The 19,445-nt window shown below is 49.9% G+C and carries 18 protein-coding genes; 6 read left to right on the top strand and 12 right to left on the bottom strand.

Features of this window, described 5'->3' with window-relative positions; genetic code table 11:
* Positions 1–60 precede the first annotated feature (60 nt).
* On the top strand, positions 61–438 hold the full coding sequence (locus FPE01S_RS25840) for a DUF2116 family Zn-ribbon domain-containing protein (protein ID WP_072053958.1): 378 nt from the start codon (positions 61–63) through the stop codon (positions 436–438).
* Here the strand turns inward: FPE01S_RS25840 and FPE01S_RS07060 are convergent.
* Positions 371–1,786 (bottom strand): cation:proton antiporter, encoded by a 1,416-nt coding sequence (locus tag FPE01S_RS07060; RefSeq protein WP_052955567.1) that lies wholly within the window; start codon positions 1,784–1,786, stop codon positions 371–373. The two genes, FPE01S_RS25840 and FPE01S_RS07060, sit on opposite strands and share 68 nt — an antisense overlap.
* A gap of 72 nt (positions 1,787–1,858) precedes the next feature.
* Between FPE01S_RS07060 and FPE01S_RS07055 the strand changes: the two genes are divergently transcribed.
* The 5 genes from FPE01S_RS07055 to FPE01S_RS07035 all read left to right on the top strand — a co-directional run bounded on the left by FPE01S_RS07055 (position 1,859) and on the right by FPE01S_RS07035 (position 5,545).
* Positions 1,859–2,677, top strand: a complete 819-nt coding sequence (locus tag FPE01S_RS07055) for a polysaccharide lyase family 20 protein (RefSeq protein ID WP_046368069.1) — start codon at positions 1,859–1,861, stop codon at positions 2,675–2,677.
* 42 nt (positions 2,678–2,719) lie between these two features.
* Entirely contained in the window at positions 2,720–3,049 is a 330-nt protein-coding gene (locus FPE01S_RS07050; protein WP_046368068.1) for an ArsR/SmtB family transcription factor, read from the top strand.
* Positions 3,050–3,100: 51 nt separating this feature from the next.
* Positions 3,101–3,937: an arsenite methyltransferase gene (locus tag FPE01S_RS07045; RefSeq protein ID WP_046368067.1), complete on the top strand. Its 837-nt coding sequence runs from the start codon at positions 3,101–3,103 to the stop codon at positions 3,935–3,937.
* Positions 3,938–4,060: 123 nt separating this feature from the next.
* Positions 4,061–4,486, top strand: a complete 426-nt coding sequence (locus FPE01S_RS07040; RefSeq protein ID WP_046368066.1) for an arsenate reductase ArsC — start codon at positions 4,061–4,063, stop codon at positions 4,484–4,486.
* Between the two features lie 84 nt (positions 4,487–4,570).
* Positions 4,571–5,545 carry a hypothetical protein gene (locus FPE01S_RS07035; protein WP_046368065.1) on the top strand — a complete coding sequence of 325 codons (975 nt, stop codon included), beginning with the start codon at positions 4,571–4,573 and terminating at the stop codon, positions 5,543–5,545.
* A gap of 24 nt (positions 5,546–5,569) precedes the next feature.
* Here FPE01S_RS07035 and FPE01S_RS07030 read toward each other — a convergent pair whose 3' ends face one another.
* The 11 genes from FPE01S_RS07030 to FPE01S_RS06980 all read right to left on the bottom strand — a co-directional run bounded on the left by FPE01S_RS07030 (position 5,570) and on the right by FPE01S_RS06980 (position 19,440).
* Positions 5,570–6,379 carry an endonuclease/exonuclease/phosphatase family protein gene (locus FPE01S_RS07030; RefSeq protein ID WP_052955565.1) on the bottom strand — a complete coding sequence of 270 codons (810 nt, stop codon included), beginning with the start codon at positions 6,377–6,379 and terminating at the stop codon, positions 5,570–5,572.
* A gap of 55 nt (positions 6,380–6,434) precedes the next feature.
* Complete coding sequence (locus FPE01S_RS07025; RefSeq protein ID WP_046368064.1) at positions 6,435–6,818, bottom strand: hypothetical protein; 384 nt, start codon at positions 6,816–6,818, stop codon at positions 6,435–6,437.
* 46 nt (positions 6,819–6,864) lie between these two features.
* Entirely contained in the window at positions 6,865–7,605 is a 741-nt protein-coding gene (locus FPE01S_RS07020; RefSeq protein WP_046368063.1) for a LytR/AlgR family response regulator transcription factor, read from the bottom strand.
* Positions 7,606–7,621: 16 nt separating this feature from the next.
* Entirely contained in the window at positions 7,622–9,802 is a 2,181-nt protein-coding gene (locus FPE01S_RS24685; protein WP_052955564.1) for a histidine kinase, read from the bottom strand.
* Between the two features lie 66 nt (positions 9,803–9,868).
* On the bottom strand, positions 9,869–11,194 hold the full coding sequence (locus FPE01S_RS07010; protein WP_046368062.1) for a phosphatase PAP2 family protein: 1,326 nt from the start codon (positions 11,192–11,194) through the stop codon (positions 9,869–9,871).
* A gap of 145 nt (positions 11,195–11,339) precedes the next feature.
* Positions 11,340–12,971, bottom strand: coding sequence for an alpha-L-fucosidase (locus FPE01S_RS07005; RefSeq protein ID WP_046368061.1), 1,632 nt, complete (start codon positions 12,969–12,971; stop codon positions 11,340–11,342).
* 23 nt (positions 12,972–12,994) lie between these two features.
* Positions 12,995–13,909 carry an alpha/beta hydrolase gene (locus FPE01S_RS07000; RefSeq protein ID WP_217998175.1) on the bottom strand — a complete coding sequence of 305 codons (915 nt, stop codon included), beginning with the start codon at positions 13,907–13,909 and terminating at the stop codon, positions 12,995–12,997.
* A gap of 17 nt (positions 13,910–13,926) precedes the next feature.
* Entirely contained in the window at positions 13,927–15,489 is a 1,563-nt protein-coding gene (locus FPE01S_RS06995) for a GH39 family glycosyl hydrolase (RefSeq protein WP_046368060.1), read from the bottom strand.
* A gap of 34 nt (positions 15,490–15,523) precedes the next feature.
* Positions 15,524–16,984 carry a cellulase family glycosylhydrolase gene (locus FPE01S_RS06990; RefSeq protein ID WP_083990156.1) on the bottom strand — a complete coding sequence of 487 codons (1,461 nt, stop codon included), beginning with the start codon at positions 16,982–16,984 and terminating at the stop codon, positions 15,524–15,526.
* 6 nt (positions 16,985–16,990) lie between these two features.
* Entirely contained in the window at positions 16,991–17,815 is an 825-nt protein-coding gene (locus FPE01S_RS06985; RefSeq protein WP_157473920.1) for a hypothetical protein, read from the bottom strand.
* Between the two features lie 29 nt (positions 17,816–17,844).
* Entirely contained in the window at positions 17,845–19,440 is a 1,596-nt protein-coding gene (locus FPE01S_RS06980) for a RagB/SusD family nutrient uptake outer membrane protein (RefSeq protein WP_046368739.1), read from the bottom strand.
* Positions 19,441–19,445: the final 5 nt, after the last annotated feature.

The raw sequence follows: 19,445 nt of genomic DNA, 5'->3' as shown, positions 1-19,445 counted from the left end.
ATTCGGGCTAAAACACGGTTGTGGGCGCCATCGGCGACCGGTAATTTTCGAAAAAAATTTATGTTGACCGAAAGAAAGCATTGTATCTGGTGTGACACGCCACTGAAGGGTCGCATCGACAAGAAATTTTGCAACGACGATTGCCGCGGTCGTTACCACAACCAACGCAATAGTGATGACTATCATGCCATGACGGCCGTGAATCATGTATTGAGCAGAAACCGGCGCATCCTGGCGAGCTTGCTGGATCCGGATGCAGCTGCGTTTACTGTTCACCGGGAGTTATTATTGTTCCGGGGATTCCAGTTCAATTATTTTACGGGTGCTGCGCCGGCGCCCGATGACCAGGTGGTGTACCGTTGTTATGAATTCAGCTACCGCCATTTGTCGGCAGATGAACTGGAGTTGCGGCGCTCCGGGGCTCCCAGTACCGGTTGATGAGGTCGAGTGCGGGACCGGTCATCAGGGTAGTACTGATGGCCATGATCACCAGCATGGCAAAGATCTCGGGGGATAGTATGCCAAGGTCAAAGCCGATATTCAGGACGATCAGCTCCATAAGTCCGCGGGTATTCATCAGTGCCCCGATCTCAAAAGATGAGCGCCAGTCCTGTCCGACCAGTCTTGCAGCGATCATGCTGCCGCCGAATTTTCCGGCGACGGCCACCAGGATGATGAGTCCGCAAATCCACCAGTAATGCCCTTCGCCGAGGAGGCCAATCTGGGTACGCAGGCCGGTAAAGGCAAAGAAGATCGGTAGAAGCAGCAAAACACTAAGGTCTTCTACTTTGCCGGCCAGCAGTTCCTGGAAGCGGGCATCGCGCGGCATGATCACGCCAGCCAGGAAGGCGCCAAATAAGGCATGGATCCCGATGGTTTCAGATAACCAGGCACTGGAAATCATGACCAGGAAAGAGAGGGCAATGATGCGGGTGGCACCGTCCTTTTTCCCGAGGAGCTGTTCCATCCTGCCGGCGATCCATTTTTTAACAGGATATAGCAGCAGCAACACGAAGGCCAGGCTATACACAATGGTGAGTAAGGCACCCGTAAGATCGCCTGCTTTTACAATGGCGATCACCATGGCGAGGATACACCATGCGGTGACATCATCAGCTGCTGCGCAGGTGATGGCCAGTGCTCCGACGGGTGTTTGCGTGAGCTTTCTTTCCTGCAGGATCCTGGCGAGCACGGGGAAAGCGGTGATGCTCATCGCGATGCCCATGAACAGTGCGAAGGAAAGAAAGGGTGTACCGGTATAGGCAAATTTCTCAAAGAGGAAATAGGCGAGGGTCATGCCCAGGAAATAGGGGAAAAGGATGCTGGCATGACTGATCACGACAGCGGCACGGGCTTTATGCCGCATACGGCTGGTGTCAAGCTCCATGCCGATCACGAACATGAACAGGATGAGGCCGATCTGGCTGATAAAGGAAAGTGTAGGTAGGGAAGCCGGCGGAAAAACAAAGGCGCTGACATTGGGGGCGAGCCAGCCAAGCAGGGATGGTCCCAACAGGATACCGGCGATCATCTCACCGACTACAACTGGCAGCCGAACTTTTTTGGCGAGGTAACCCATCAACCGGGCAGCGAGCAGGATCACCAACACCTGCATCAGCAGCAGGCCCAGGTTGGTGGCTCCGTGTGCGGCTCCTTTTCCGGGAACAATATTACCGGGGAGTGAACCATATGCGGCCACCAGGTCGCGGCCCTTCATGGCAATCACCCACATCAGCCCGATAAAAATCACAAACACCGCCAGGTAAGTCCACGCAAACTTTTTCATACGATCGTCTTCTTTCTATTGGTAAAAATAACCCCATTAAAGGGTTAGTTTTATGCAATTTCCATCTGCTTTATGCGCATTTTAATCTTTTTCATATTCATATCTACGTATGGTAGCGGCTTTGCTCAATCTGCCAATGGCAAAAAAGGCCCTGTTTTTAAAGAGGGTTTTGAAAACGCGGCGGACTTTCTCAAGGGCTGGTATTTTGTGGAATATGGCCTAAAGGACAATATCAGCCAGGTGACCAAGCCGGTGCGTGCGGGACAGCATGCGGCAAAGATCCAGCTGAAGCAGGACGACCCGGAATCCAATGTGGGCAACAAGCGCTCGGAGCTGGTGTACAATGTGTCGAATAACGAAAGCGGAATCGACAGCACGTTGCGGTGGTATGCTTTCTCCAACTATTTCCCGAAAACCTATACCACGGATGATGCCGAAGAAATTGTGGCGCAGTGGCATGATAAAAGTCCCGAATGCAGTGCGAGTCCCACGCTGGCAATAGAGATCAAGGCCAACCGGTTCCGCGCGCGGATCCGGTACAGCACAGGCAATTACTGCAGCAACCGGGAATCCATCGTGGAACGCAGTTTTGATTTGGGACCAGTGACCAAAAGCAAATGGAACGACTGGCTGGTGTATTACCTGCCACGGACAGACAGCACAGGAATCGTCAGGATCTGGAAGAACCGCAAGCTGCTGCTGGAATATAGCGGCCCCGCGCAGTATATCGGGTCGTGGTTCCCGTACTTTAAGGTGGGACTGTACAAGTGGAGCTGGATGCCGGACTGGAAAGGGACGCCCAGCACGACGACCAGCCGCAGCTATTACCTTGATGAAGTACGCATCGGGCGGGATTCAACCGGGATGCGTATCAGGCCGAAGGCAAAATAATTTTTTGGCGGATTCAAACTGTATCGTAATATTGCGATAGATATGGGATTGACCAAAGCAGAGATATTTACCGAGAAGCAGAACAAGCTGGCGCAGATGATGAAGGCATTGGCGCATCCCGCGCGGATTGCCATCATCCAGCACCTGCTGAAAGCGCAGGCCTGCATCTGTGGTGACCTGGTGGAGGAATTGGGACTGGCGCAAGCGACCATTAGTCAGCACCTGAAGGAGTTAAAAACCGTGGGACTGATCCAGGGCACTATCGAAGGGACCAGCGTTTGCTACTGCATTGACCCCAAAGTGTGGAAACAGTTCCGGGCGGCGTTTGACACCTTCTTTGAGCCTTATTTCAACAAGGACACCTGCTGTTAAATTTTTTTGAACTTATTCATCGCAATATTACAATCAATTAAAAGCCATAACATGTCAACAGAAAACGAACTTAAGGAAATGGTCAGGCAGAAATACAGCGAGATCGCCTTACAGGACAAAGCCGACAATGCAGCCTCCTGCTGCGGTTCCGGTTGCTGTTCCACGGAGGTTTACAACATCATGACCGACGATTACACCAACCTGGAAGGCTACAACCCCGATGCGGACCTGGGGCTGGGGTGCGGGTTGCCGACGCAGTTTGCGAAAATCCAGAAAGGCGATGTGGTGATCGACCTGGGATCCGGCGCGGGCAATGATGCCTTTATTGCCAGGAAGGAGACCGGCGAGACCGGCAAAGTGATCGGCATTGATTTTACACCGGCCATGATTGAAAAGGCCCGGGCTAATGCGGAGAAACTGCAGTTGCACAATGTGGAGTTCCGCCAGGGCGATATTGAAAAAATGCCGGTCACTTCCAATGTGGCGGATGTGATTGTGAGCAACTGCGTGCTGAACCTGGTGCCCAATAAGGATGGTGTATTCAAAGAGATCTTCCGGGTATTAAAGAATGGCGGACATTTTTCCATTTCCGATATCGTGCTGGAAGGCGAGTTACCGGGAAAGATCCAGGAAGCGGCTGAAATGTATGCGGGTTGCGTATCCGGTGCTATTCAGAAAGAAGCGTACCTGGAGTTGATCCGCTCCAATGGCTTTGACAATATCACGCTCCAGAAGGAAAAGGCGATCGTAGTGCCTGATGATATTCTGGGAAATTACCTGAGCGCCGAAGAGATCGCAGCTTTCAGAAACAGCAATGCCGGCATTTACAGCATCACCGTGTATGCAGAAAAATCATCATCCTGCTGTGGACCGGATTGCTGCAACTAGCCCAACCTGGAAAAGGTACCGGAATCCGCTGATCATCACCACTTCGGTGGTCGTGCTTCAGTTGATCTTTGGATTTGATCCGAAGTTTTGCATCATCAACATTATCTGGTTAATCGTATAAAAATGGACAAGAAGAAAATTTTAGTGTTGTGTACCGGCAACAGTTGCCGCAGCCAGATTGCGGAGGGCTACCTGAAACATTTTGCCGGCGAAAAGGCGGAGGTCTATAGTGCGGGTGTTGAGACGCATGGCGTCAATCCAAGGGCGATTCAGACGATGCAGGAAGATGGCATTGACATTTCCATGCACACTTCCAACAATATCAGTGAATACAGGGACCTCGCTTTTGACTATGTGATTACCGTCTGTGACAATGCGAAAGAGCGGTGTCCCTTCTTCCCGTCTGAAGCGCAGAAATTTCATTACAATTTCCCGGACCCGGCCAAAGCTACCGGCACGGAAGCCGAGATCAGCGAACAGTTCCGCAACGTGCGGGATCAGATCCGGGAGTACAGCCGCGAATTTGTGCAGGAGCAATTGCATAACTGAAGCCGCCCCGGAAACAACTGATCGAAAAAATGATCCGCCTGTTGGTTTTTTGGTTTTATTTGTTGCCAGAATTAAACCTTCTCTATGAAACTGAAACTGTTGACGTTGCTGTGCTGCTTCATTGCCTGTACCCCGTCCTACTCTCCACCACCTGATCCACCCGCTCCGCCGCATCCGCCGATAGACTCTTTACCTCCTGTCCAGGGAAACAATGGTGTTAAAACGCCTCCGGGACTCATTTTAAGCGTGCGATCCAATGACATGGAAGGTCAGGACATGAATTTTACCTATGAAAACGGACGCCTGGCAAGTTTCACTTTATTTGAGTCGAAGGCAACCAATCATGTTTTCTACAGGGAAGACGGAAAAATTGATCATATTGCCTTTATGGATACTGCCTGGTATTCCGATTTCAGAACAGAAGGTAGTTCAGTCATTTTCTCCTATGATCAGCAGGGGAGGCCTGTTAAAGCAAATTATAAGCTTCCGAAACAATTGAATGATATCAACAGTCCTTATTTCGGTGACCTGAGTGGTAACCTGCGGAATATTTATGATTCGATTGCCTATACACCAGATGATAAGATTGCTGCTGTTTATACTATAGACGGAGACAGCTCCCGTCCATACCGTTATGCAACACTTGATTATACACCATATGCCGATGGAACCGACCTATCCATGACCCTTTATGAGTGGGCCGGCCGCAACCAGTTTGATGTTCTGGAAACGATCCGGGTGAAGCTGACAGATGTGCCCAATCCGTACCATGCCCTTTGGTTTTTTCCGTTTATTGGTATAGCGAACTGGACGAATCAGACCGGAGCGGGAACGGGCTATCTGCCTATGGTATTTAATGATACCGCCGGATCACTGGTAAAATACCTGGTGTTTAGTAAAACCTGCATTTTCAACTACGAATACAAGCTGCGATACACTTTCAGCACTTATGGCGAATCCGGATTTACTTATAAATACAATAGCGATTCCACATTACTGAAAGTGGGCACCACCGGCTTTACGTTTGCCTGGTCTGACATAAAACTCACCGGTAAGTAGCAGCAGCAGCCGGCACTTTACCGGCTAGTGAAATTCCAGGCGCGCTCTCACCGGCATATGGTCAGACGCTTTTTTCTCGGGGATCACTTTATGCTCCTTGATAATAAAGTCAGATTTTCCCTTGAACGCGATAAAATCAATGGCAAAAAAGTTCCCGTCTTCCAGCAGCGTCTGCGGACAATTCTGGCAAGTACGGGTGAAGAGACTGTCCAGCGAGCGGATAACAGGGCTTTTTTCTGATGCGTTGAAATCTCCGGCAATAATGAAGGGACCTTCCACGGTGGCAGCGAATTTGTTGATGGCGTTGATCTGCAGCTGGCGGACGGCATCCGTTTCGCCCGCATCGAGGTGGGTACAGCCAATAGTGACCTGTCTCCCGTCAATACTGACCTTTCCGGTGGCCAGTACCCTGGGTTCGGAAGGGTTGGCGGTATCCAATGGCAGCAGAAGGGTGCGCATATCAAATAACGGCACTTTCGCCATCAGCAAAACGCCGTAACTGCCCCCGTCATAGTCCATCGCCTTTCCGAAATAAAAGGAGGTATATCCCGCTTTTTCTGCCAGTTCTGCTGCTTCATTGATATGACCCGAGCGGCCGGTCTTGATATCCACTTCCTGAATCGCTACCACATCCGCATCCGACTTTTTGATCACTTTAGCAATGGCATCCAGGTCAATGGTGCCGGGTTTTCCGGGGGGATTGCCGTGATGGATGTTGTAGGTCATCACGGTGATGTCATGCTTTTTGGCTTCGGGTACCCTGGAGGGTTGCTCATTAAGCAGGAAAAGGGAGATCAGGGAAACGGCAAGGCCGGAAACACCGGGAGAGATCATTTTTTGAATTTGGTAACCAATCTACATTAAATTAACCAGTGGCGGGTAGCTAAAGTTATTTACCAAATCTAACATCTGATATATACCAGTCTTTTCCATCAGACCTTATTTCAACGGTTGGGCCTGCAGCGATTTCGTCGTTCTTGTTAAATATGACATAAATCAAACTATCACGCTTTTCAAGACCATAATTCGGAGACTTTCCTAATCTCACAAAAAAATCCCTCACTTTCACCGTGAAATTAGTTGTATCTCCATTAGTAATGGAGTTGATTGCTTCAAAGGAGACTTTCTTTCTAATATCGTCACCAGTTAAGTCACGCTTACCAAAATATGTATTTACATCATTCCAAAGTATTCTATTTTCTGTGCAGCCGCCAAATGTAATCAGTGTTACTATGGCACTGCTAACCAACAGTGTTTTTATTACGTAAGCCATTTGAAAGTTTCCAATTAGGGTGAAGATAGTGACATCCCATTCTATCTCACCGAAAGGTTCTTAACAACAATTCCTTCCGGCTGCGGGAAACATTGATCGTGGCGCCATTACTCATGATGACGTAACCACCTTCGCCTTTGATGTATTTCTCCACTTCGTTAAGGTTGACAATATGCGAATGATGTACCCTCACAAACGGATAGTCTTCCAGGATCTCTTCCATCTCTTTTAACGTACGGGAGGCAACTATCTTCCGCTTATCTTTTAAAAACAGGCAGGTATAATTATTGTCCGACTCGCAACTGATAATTGCATCAGCCGCCAGCAACTGAAAGCCTTCCATGGTGGGAATGGCGATCTTATTGACAGGAATGGCCGGGTGTTTGTATTTCTGCAACAGCATTTCCAGTTGCTGCGGAAGCGGATGCATTTTCCGCTGTACCGCTTTCTGCACGGCCTTCTGCAACTCTTCCCGGTCAACGGGTTTCAACAAATAATCCAACGCACTGAAACGGAATGCTTTAATGGCATACTGGTCGTAGCTCGTAGTGAAGATTAATTCAAAATCAATGTTGCCCAATTTTTCCAGCAGCTCAAAGCCGTTCATAAAGGGCATTTCGATATCCAGGAAAAGTATTTGCGGATGCTGCTCTTTAACCGACTGCAGCGCCGCTTCGCCGGAATGACAGATGTCCAAAACCTTTACCTCGGGGCAATAACGCTCCAGCAACACCGCCAGGGATTCACAACAATCCGGTTCGTCATCAACAATAGTAGCAGTAATCATTGTATCGGTTTATGGGTTATAAAACCACCTCAGTCAATTCCTTAAACGGCAGAGACAAAATTACTTTAGTGCCGCAGGCATTGCCCATATTGTCTACCAGGTCTTCAATATCAAAAACAGCCGGTTTATGGGCCGCTTTATTCAATAACGCCAGCCGCCCGGTAGTAATCCCCACACCCATGGACTTGTTTTTCTCCGCGGAGCGGCTCTTGAAGCCGGACGCCATTTCTCTCCCGATGCCATTGTCTGTTATCATACAGGTCAGGGTCTTGTTTTCTGCACAAAGCTGTATGTCCAGGCTGCCGATGTCCTTTTTGTGCATGAGTCCATGCCAGATAGCGTTTTCTGCAAAAGGCTGTATCAGCATCGGCGGAATATACACCGTGTTGGCGTCAATCGCATTGACAAATGTAATGCTGTAGTTAAAGGCATTTTTAAACCGTAATCGTTCCAGGTCCAGGTAAAGCCGCAGTGCTTCCAGGTCTGTTTCCAGTGCAATAAATGGTTTCTCCGCGTTTTGCAGGGCCATCCGGATCAGGCGGGAAAATTTAGTAAGATAATCAGAGGCTTCCGCAGTTTTATTGATGAGTATATACCGGTTGATCGAGCTGAGGCAATTAAAAATAAAATGCGGGTTCATCTGTGCCCGGAGGGCCTGCATTTCCAGTTCAGTAGCCTGTTGCTGAAATTCAAGTTTTGCTTTTCTGCTCTCCAGTTGCTGCAATTCCAGTTCATGTTTAAGCTGCTGCTGCTCATTTTTGCGTTTAAGGTTGATGTAACGAAAAATAAAAAAGCCTATCAACATAAAAGCGCCCGCCATGGCCATCAGGATATACCGCAGGAGCGATTCACTTTTCAGTTTCTGCTGTTGTAATGACAATTTTTGTTGATCGAGCTGATGGTCTTTCTGCAATAAACTGATCTTTGCCTTCTGCTGTTCATCCAGCGATTTCATTTCTGCCAAAGCCATATTCCGCCGGTACTCATCACTCAGAATAGAATCTTTTAGTGCGGAATATTTTAAGTTGTATTTGTACGCGCTGTCTGTTTTCCCCAACCCGTCATAGTTTTGCCAGTACAGTTGGTAGGCATCCCTGATTGCAGGCCTTGCGCCTGTTTCCCGGGCTGTTGCAAGCAGCTGTTTTGCATATTGGAAAGAGGTAGCAAACGCCTTTTTAGCCAGGTAACATTTTGCCAGCGATCCCAGCATCCACATGATGTTGCCCTTGTCATTTCCCTTTTCAAAAAATGGTAAAGGGGCTTTAAACTGTTCAATGGCTGCATCGTATTTATGTTGTTGCAAATACACGCCGCCGGTAAGCCCATTGACAAAGTACCGGCTCCTTTTCCGCATCATGGTATCGGTGGTCATCCTGGCTACACATTGATAGGATTTCTCATAATAATAGATGGCCGAATCCAGTTTATCCTGTGACCTGGCAATGACGCCCAGCAGGTAATTGTACCGTACGGGATTGATCGGCTTTGCATTTTGTGCCGCTGTCCTGAAGTACTGTAACGCGGTTTCCTTTTCCCCGGCAGCGCTATATAAGTTACCCATATTCTCGGGGGAAGAAATAATGCCCCGCTCATCACTGATCTGGTAGGTTATCCTGATGGCTTTTGCTGTATTTTCAAACGCCTTGTCATAATATCCGGCTGCGCTGTAAGTGGAGGAGATCATCCGTAATAACATGGATTGCTTTTCCCCGTCCTTGGTTACAAGGTAATACCGCATTGCCTTTTCATAAGCCGCTCTTGCTTCAGCATATTTGCCTTGCCGGAACAAGCTCCAGCCCAGTCGCAGGTTTGCCAGGCTATACCTGTCTTCCGCATGTATGGTTTCAAACAGGGGAATGGACTGGCGATAATATTTTTCTGATGTGATAAAGTCATTCCTGTCCCGCGCGATTTCCCCCAGGTTTTGCAGGGCATTAGCGATGCCCCTGGTGTACCCGATTTTTTTAGCTTCCGAGTAAGCCTGCGAAGCATACACCCGCGCACTGTCGGTTTGCACATTGATGTAGGTTTCGGGTAAGGCGTTTTTGTAATATTCCAGTGCCAGTTTGTTTAAGCATTCCACCCTGGCGCTGTCTTTTAAGGAAGGCAGAATAGTAACCAGGCTGTCGATGGTATGCCTTTGGGAATGGGAAAGCCCGGGAATGACTACCAATACTATCACCCATGTCAGCTTCATGGTCGGCGCTTTAGGTATTGAAAAAGGCAGACGCTGTCAGGAAAGTTACTGCATTCTACCCAATGATTACCGGATGCGCAACTGCACCACCTGGTAGCCTACCAGTCTCCCCTGTACCAACCCCGCTGCAATGGAAGGCGAATAGTGTATGCCTGCCAGTAACCTGGACCGCCCGGCTTCTCTGGCATAGTCGGCAACACTGTTAAAGGAACGGGCGCCATACGTGGCTTCGTAGGTATGGTCGGTGAACGAACAATGCGCGCCAAAGATCTTTTCCAGTATTGCTGCGCTGGCAGCAGACACCACCGCATGTGCCGCGCTGTATTCAGGATGCGATGGTGTCGGGATGACGGTGTTCCAGTCGGGGTGCATCATGACATTGCGGATATAGGTGGCGGGCCGAAGCAGTTTGTAGGTATATTTTGTTTTGAAAGCAGCAATACTGGCATCGTATAACGCAATACCATGCAAGGCGTACGCTGCTGCAGCTAACTCCAGGTCCAGGTGCTTGTTAACGATGAGTTGGGTAAGGATATTGGTGGCGTGTGCCGGCACATTGAGGTTACCCGGCTGGTCGCCCCAAAACCTGGCAATGGTGGAATCTTCGTGGGACAGCGACAAAGAAATGGTGTACAATTCGTTGACCATTTCGTAGAAGGGTGATTTGGGGTCTTCGCTATAGGCCAGGGGAGGACCCGGCTGGGTAGATACAGCAATGTTGGCGATAAAGCTGCGGTTATCGCCCCAGTGCGGATGAACCGGTAACGCCGGGGCGGCGGGTGGCAGTGTGGTGGAGATCCATATGCCGTCGTGCCCTGTTCCATCCCCGAGCTGCGTGATGTTGGGGTCAGTAATATGCAGATAGGCCTGGTGCCCGCCATCAGTTTTAGACCATTCGAAAATGGATGTTGCCACCTGGCGGCCGTATTCTATGGCGTTCTGAATTTCATCAACATCGGCTTCTGATTGAAATTGTACTGAATAGGCATTTTCCAGCGAGTCAATGCTGGCCTTATTGGCGTCTGAAGTAGATTCAAAAAAACTCCTGCTGATGGCGGCCATCGCGGCATTTGCGCTTGCCGGCCAATAATACGCGTTACGGTTTTTATCAGTCGTCACGGCGGTTCCGCCAATTTGGGGCAGCAGCGACCGGGAGCCGGGAATGCCGGGCGCCAGGGATTCATACAGGGTAATGCCCGCGTAACCAAACGAACGGTTGCTTACCAAAGAATTGTAGCCGGTGGTAGATCGGGTTAACCGGATGTGCAGTTGCATCCAGGCGTTGGCCAGATCAGCCGGGTATTTTTGATCCGGAGCCGGGACATAATGCTTACTGCAACTTAAGCAAGCAAAAAGGACTACCGCAACCACGAGCAGGAATTTCTGTTTCATAGCAAATAATTTGAGATGAAGACTTTAGTGCCCGTTAAAGGTCTTCCTCACGCGAGGCTTTGCCGAAACAGAGTGTGTAGTTGGGGGCTATGGCGGGTATTTGTACTGCTTTGGATCACAGGTAACAGTTACCAATCACTTACTTTCATTCTATCTTAAACACCACCGCGATATTATTGGAAATTCTTTTTGGCTTTTTTATGACCAGGGCATCGGCTTCCTGCTTCCAGGAAAGCGCTTCCTTGTTTCCAAGCATGGCTATGCGCCTGATTTTTAACCCGCCGCTGTTTTTACCCAGCGATTTGATCTGTATATCCCCGGATGGAATACCAAGCACGGTTGCATAGAGTATATTGCCTTTCTGATTAAAACGAATATCCTTTTCAGAAAACTTCACCTTTCCCTCATTAAATCCGGGTCCACTCAGGGGATTGACAGCAGCTGCGACCGGCCCCTCTCCATAAACCCTCCAGGGATGTGTATCAAAAATGCTTTCTTTGTTGACATCCATCCAGGCGGTGATGTCCTCCAGTATTTTTACCTCTTTTTCATCTATCGAGCCATCGCCGCGAACCGGGATGTTCAGCAACAGGTTGCCGTTTTTACTGACAATGTCCACCAGCATACGGATCACCGTCGCCGCAGATTTGTAACGGTCCTGGTCATACACAGCTCTGTCGTAGTGCCACTCCCCGATGCAGGAACAGGTTTGCCAGGGTAAAGCCTGTATCTCGTCCGGTGCCCCGCGCTCCACATCCCAAACCAGGCACTTCTTTTGTTCACTGGTAAGTACCTTGCCAAACAACACCGCTTCCAGTTTCCCGTTATGCGTTGCCATGTTATGATTGTAGTAATGCGCCGCAATCTTTAAACCGGCATCACTCACCGGGTAAAGCGGAAGCCCGGTATCATCAAAATACAGCAGGTCGGGATTGTATTGATTGATCAGGTCCATGGTTCGATTGTAAAACTTTTCGCAGTATTGTTGCGAAGGGATCGACGCGCCATTGTCCCAGGCCCACTGGCTCCACAAACTCGTAATGTTTTCGTGTCCTTTACTGGGTGCATGGTTTTGAGCGTACAAATCCTGAGGATCAAGCCCATCCCACCATGTCCCCTTACCATCAGCTTTTGTAAGTTTTCCATCGTAAGGCACACCGGCCAGCGGTCCGCTGGTGTCCGACCGCTGCGCTGTTTCAAACCAGGTCCAGGCATGCGCCGCATGCACACTTAATCCAAAGGGAAGCCCGTATTTTCTGGCAGCGTCAGCCCAGCCTTTAAGAATATCTTTCCCGGGACCGACACGAACGGAATTCCATTCCTGGTACTTACTGTCCCACAAATCAAGATTGTCGTGGTGATTGGCCATGGCAAAGAAATACTGGGCGCCGGCCCGCTTGTAAAGGGCTACCAGTTTCTCCGGATCCCAGTGTTGCGCCTTCCAGTCGTTGATCACTTCTTTAAAGCCGGCCTTCGACGGATGGCCATAATGCGCCGAATGCCACTTGTATTGTGCACTTCCCTGGTCATACATCAACCGGCCATACCAGTCGCCCTGTTCCGGCTGACACTGCGGCCCCCAGTGGGCCCATATACCAAACTTGGCATTCGAAAACCATTCCGGCGCTTTATATTCCTGCAACGATTTCCATTCCGGTTTGAATTTTCCTTTCTCAACCGCTTCCTTATTTTCGGTTACTGGTGACGGATAGTTGCCCTGCGCCAGGAGTGCCTGGCAAAACAGGAGGCATCCTGCTGTTATGATAGTCGATTTCATTTTTTTATTTCGTTTTCGCCGGGTTATTGGAAAATATGCTGTGCAAACAGGTACAGGTTACTGGCCCACTCGGTATCGTCATGGCCATTGTCATCTACATGCCAAACATGCGGCACCGCCTGTTCCTTCAGGTACTGGTGCACCCGCTGGCTGACCCGGATCAACCCATCCTTGCTACCACAACCCAGCCACAGCAGTTTGAGCTGCTCCCTGGCTGCTGCGGGATCAGCTACCAGTTTCGTATCGGACAGCCCCCCGAATTCATGGGTATTCGGGGCGGACGAAAATCCGCCTACATACGCAAACATATTGATGTTCGAAAGGCCGATATTCAGGGACTGCCCACCACCCATCGACAAACCCGCGAGTGCCCGATGCCTGCGATCGGTGTATACCGGATAGTGCGACTCGATGTAAGGGATGATATCGTTAAGCAAATCGTTCTGGAAAGACTCGGCATACCCTTTAAATCCGCCTTTGCGCTCCTCCTGTTCATCTGGTTTGGGATTCGCCACGGTGATGTTGGTATTACAATTGGGAAACACCATGATCACCGGCGCTATCTTACCATCGGCCAGCAGGTTGTCGATAACATAATCAGCACGCACCCAGTAGGGCCATTGACCCGCCCCCGAATTGAGGCCATGCAACAGGTAAATTACCGGGTACTTTCGTTTGGTTGTATAACCGGGTGGCAGGTAAACGAGCATCTCCCGGCGCGTGGAAAGCGTTTTCGAGTCATACTGAACGGTGGCAATTGTACCGTGTGCAATATCGTCGCGCCTGATCCTGAAACCGGCAGGGGGATCATCAAAAAAAGGCTTATCGTCGGATGCCAGTTTAATGGATAAATTTTCCTGCGCGCAGGCGCCCATTCCTACCAGTAATGCCACACTTAAGACAAGCACCTGCATTACTATATACCTTGATCTGTACATGCAATACTTCATTTGTTTTATAGCCGGATTATGTTAAAAAAGAAAACATCGTTCTCCCGGATCGCCAGTTCTTTCACAAAAGGAACGCCGTCTTTTACGGTAATGATCTCTTTTAAGAATGGCGTTCCATCATTCTGTTTTTTGATCTGCTCCACATGCTGCCGGGACAGTCGGGCAGGTTTTCCCATGCTCAGATAAGTGGAATACGCATCATTGCTTCGGTACCCTACCCGGTACACTTCAAGCGCATAATTACCAGCGGGCACATGCGCAATACTGAGCTTCAGCTTTCCTTTTGATTGCGAAGGAAGGTCGCGGATAAAATACTGCTGGTTATTTGTAGCGTCGGGAACGGTGTAGGTATAATCCCAAACCAGTGCTTGCAGGTTTCCGGAGGAATCTTTACAAACCCAGGACGCAGCATCCTTGTTGACCAGTTCCATATTTCCCAAACGGTTTAAAAACTGGTAGGAATACAATACCGGCTTAGGAATGCCCTGTATGGTCAGCATCCCAAAGCCACCATGGAAAGGCTCAAAGCGCGGACCGGGTTCTTCAAATATGTCCGTAAAAACCCAATACGACATGGAGTTGGCGGCATTGCCCACCTGCTTCAGTTTTTGCAACACGTAGGCCGCACTGTGATAACTGTCGTGCACCGGGTCAGCCGGCGTATAGGATGAACTCCATTCGGTGTAATGCAATTCCAGGCTGGGCATTGGGGAACCCGCAATTTCCTTCCTGGACTGCAATACATCACCGCTGACGGCCATGGCATCTTTAGCGAGCACGGTTCCTGAATTACCATACTCATCCAGGTATCCCTGGTTCACCCCGTAGGCATGCGTGCTGACAAAGTCAACAGGCACTTTGTTCTTTGAACAGTATTCGATCATTTCAGGTTCCCACGCTGCTCCTGCTGTACCCGGACCACCTACACGGTAATCTTTATGGACACTTTTAATTGCCTTTGCAGCGTATTGATACAGCCTGAAATAGTCTTCCATGGTTGCTGTCCAGAAACCGGGACTAAGATTGGGCTCGTTCCACACTTCGAAATACCAGGTCTTTACTTCATCAGCGCCATACCGTTCTGTCAGGTGCGTGGTGAGGTTTTTGACCAGTGCACCCCATTTCTCATAATCTTTAGGCGGTGTTACATTCCCTTTCCACCAGAAAATGGTGCGGTCGCCACTTGCCAGGGCTCCCGGCATAAAACCCAACTCCACAAACGGCTTCATGCCGATGCTTTGCAAAAAATCAAATAAGGCATCCACATACATAAAATTGTACACCGGGTTTCCCTTGCTGTCTTCCTTGTAAACGGCCATGTCATCTGTCAGCAGGCCATGCATCCTGATGTACTTAAAACCACATTGCTTTCTTACATAAGCCAGTTGCTGCTGCCAATCCGCCCGCAGTCCTTCATTGGCCCGGCCGGCGCCTACACATTCCTTAAAAAAGGTATTCAGCGGCCCTGCTGTTTTGCGGTAATCAATATTGATAACGCGCTCCTGGGCATGTAGTGGTCGAACAAAGGCAAGCAGTACAATCAACGCCAGCAGAACTGTTTTTTTCACCCTGATACTTTTTGATAAATTTTAAACGGGATTACTATTGCGCCCCTGCCAGGAGCGCATCAATCGTTCGCTGATCTTTTACAATATTGTTTCGCCTGTCCAGCGCGCCGCCGGTATCCCACCAAAAGGGCTTTATCCCGCGCGCCAGTGCTTCTTTCGTTACAAAAGTGATCCAATAGTCCACCGAAGCATGGTGCAGGTCCAGCTCTTTTGGAATATGGCTGGAACCATCCCGGCGGTAAGCGCCGTATTCACCCATGATCACCGGGATACCCTTATCCACAAACTTCACCTTGATCTTATTGAAGTCGGCAATATGGGCGTCTTCTTCTCCGTAGGTCGGGTTACGGTCGGGCTCAATGGTGGAATGATGACCCTGACCCCAATAGTATACCATCCTGCCCCAGCTCACGTCTTCATTCAGGAAACAAAACTGTGACGGTGTATAGTTATGCACTTCCACCATCAGGCGTCCGGACACTTGATCTTTGGGCAACGTGTTCATCAGGTCGGTGGTCAGTGTTGCTGAAGTACTGGGGCCCTGGAGCACCAGCACCCGGTGACTGTTTCTTCCGCCTGTTGAGCGGACAGCCTGCACGAATGCCTGGTGATAGGAGGTGAGTACTGCCATCTCCTCCGCATTATCGGCAGCGGGTTCATTGGCGCTGGCAAATAACAGGTGCTCGTCAATATCCCGCATCGCGGTGGCGATCTGTTCCCAGAATGCCTTTTGTTTGGCGCGGACAGAATCCTGCTTCACTTTACTGATATTGTTTTCCAGCCACCCGCCATCCCAGTGAATATTCAGCAGCACATACATATCGTTGCTGACACAATAGCCAACCACTTCCTTTACCCTGTTCAGCCAGTTGGGATCAATGTGTGCCGTGGTTTTATTGTCCACATGCATATCCCAAGCACAGGGTAACCGTATGGCGGTAAAGCCCAGTTGCTTCACTGCTTTTACATACGCCTCCGTAATATTGGGATTGCCCCAACTGGTTTCGCCGCCGGTGGCTTCCAGGGTGTTGCCGATATTCCATCCCAACCTGAACTTCGAAGCGACCTGAACCGCCGTGCCCATCCCGGTGGAATCAGGTGCCTGGGGTGACCCGTTATAGGTCGGATAAATGGTTGATTCCTGCGATACCGTAATGTTTCGTCGCTGTTCACCGGAAGCATTCACCTGCAGCACTGCAGAACGGGAAGCACCGGTCTCATTGGCTGATGCGGTTACCTTTACCGGAACACTGCCGGCACTTCCCGAAGGCTGGCTTACCTGTAACCAGGTTGAAGCAGGATTACTGATCGCCCATTGCACATTTCCGGTCACTGTCACCTCTGCTGTTCCGCCTTCAGCAGCGAAATGTACCTCAGCAGGAGAAGCCGCGAGTTCCGGTGCAACCGGATCGCTCTTTTTCTTACAACCCATAATCAACAGTACGGCAATGCCAGCCACCATTAAGGATGGCGCAATTTTCATAGATAACATCATGATGTTCTAGTGCGTATTGTAATAGTCGAGCGTGATGTAGTTGTAGATGAGCCAGTTGCCGGGATCCTTAAAAGCAATCAGTTGCATATGGTCGGCATCCAGTGTCTTGATCAGCATCCTGGCATTCCAGTTGGCAACCGCTCCGCCCTGCGCCTTGTCATGCAGCACCTGGGCACCGACCGTTGCCAATTCATTGGTCGCCGTGTAGATCATGAATTTTCCGGTGCCGGACAAATCAGGAAACATTTTATTGTCGGCCGTAAAATTGGCATCACCCATCAGATCAAATGTCATGGTACCATAATCGCCCGCGGATACGCCCGCCCAGCCGATATCTTTGAAATTCGGCGCCCACTCCCACCCGGTACCGCCAAAGTAAAATGGGGACGTGAAATATTTGCTGACACCATTGGCATCCAGGTCCAGTACCCATGTTTTCGATTTGCCAAACCCGCCGGCCAGGTTGATCCACAGGGGCTTGTCCACCGCATTCTGATCGATTGAGTTCACCACCACTTCAGTGGTATCCGCCTGGGTAAAACCGCCGGCACTTTCCACACCGTACACAAATTTGTATGTTCCGGGGAACGGCACATTGATGGTGTCCTGCAACCGTATGGATTGTCCGTACGGCGTTACCCACAACGGAGCAGCAGCGGGCGTGAGGCTGGTCAAAACAATATCATTGGGATTCGCTGATGAAGGCTCAATCGTGTACTGGAGTTCCTCTTTGGCAGTTACTTTACCCAGTTCGTATTTTTCGGGCGTGCAGGAAGCAAACAAGAAAGCTGCCCCTGATATTGCCATCCATATTTTCAGACTATTTTTCATTGGTTTCATTTTGAATGATGATGAACGGATTACCATCCCGCATTTTGTTTGAGCACACCGTTGGACAAACTGATTTGCGTATTGGGGATCTGCGACAATCCCTTCGTTTCGGTAATCTTTGCTGCGTTGATGGTTTTGGTTACATCCACTTCGCCGTTCTGAAGCGTAACCGTTTCCGCAATGGTAGCCGCGGCTACATCGATTCCCTGGCGCAGCAGGTCCCAATACCGGAGGCCTTCTCCTGCAAACTCCAGTCTCCGCTCATTTAAAATGTTTGTATTGTTGACGGGAATCGAAACGAAGCTGGCACCCAACGCCCGCTTGCGCACGTCATCAAAATACTGCTGCGCATTGCCTGAGCCCAGTTCAGCAGCCATCAGCAATACATCGGAATAACGGATAGAAACATAATCCTGGAACTGGCTGATCATGAAACTCACACCACCCATTTTCTCCGCCAGGCTTACACCTGCCTCATCGGCCATGGGTGAATATTTTTTGGCGTAATATCCAGTATACTCCCGCTGATCCTTTTTGTTCTTGAAATCCAGGTTTTCTCCGTCAATGGAAATGATCGTAGCATCCCTCCGGGTGTCTCCTGCAGGGTAGGCATTCCAGAGTTTTGCATTTACAGTACCGGCGCCCCAACCCAATCCATAAGGATAAATGGCCTGTACCCGGATGCCCATCATCACCATCCAGTGATTGCCATCCACATTGCCATTCCAGTCGCTGGTATAGGTATACCGAACACTGAATACGGTTTCCTTGTTCCGCTCACCCACATAATTGTTCAGGGATGCTGCCGGCCACAGGTCGGCGAAGTTTTCAACGAGACCAAATCCGCCGTTGCTGATCACCTCTTCGAGCCCGGCCAACGCTTCCTCCTTCGTAACAACACCTGCCAAATCGGGTTTGGCATAATAACCCGTATAATACAGGTATACACGGGCCAGCATTGCCTCCGCTGCCCACTTCGTCACGCGTCCGAAATCAGCAGGGGCCATGGCACCGTAACTGGTAGCGGGAAGATTGGCCGCCGCAAATTTCAAATCTTCGGCAATCAGTTGATACACCTCATCAGGATTCGCCTGCGGCACATTGTCCACCGAGGGTGCTGTCAGCAGGGGAATATTCCCCCAGAACCTTACCATGTCAAAATACAGGTTGGCCCGGATAAACCTGGCTTCTGATTCATACATGTTGCGGAGCGCATCATTGCCTTTCCAATCCACCTGGTCAAGATTCTTCAACAGCATGTTGGCCCGGTACACCGCCTTGTAATACACGGTCCAGTTGTCGCCGAACATATCCTGGTCTGAAGGGGAACGCAGCTTGTCAAACTCGTCCACCATCTGTACACCGTAGCCGTCAGAATTCCCGGACGCGCCAAAGGCATTGTCTGACATAATCTCACTGGTCACCACGTTCAACCCGATGCCGGAGGAGGTTGCCCGTTGCATGCCGTCATATACGCCTACCAGGGCTTTCCAGGCATCGTTGGGTGTTTTATAAAAGTTCTGCTCTGTAGCGGAGGTAACATCCTCTGTGTCCAGGAAGCTCTTGCTGCAGGCAGCGAGGCACAGCAGTGCGAGCACCGGAAAGTATATTTTAATATTTTTCATTGCCA

It is taken from the genome of Flavihumibacter petaseus NBRC 106054 (assembly GCF_000974785.1).
GTDB lineage: Bacteria > Bacteroidota > Bacteroidia > Chitinophagales > Chitinophagaceae > Flavihumibacter > Flavihumibacter petaseus.
Note: the sequence above shows the minus strand (reverse complement) of the source record. Positions and strands in the feature narration are given on the sequence as shown.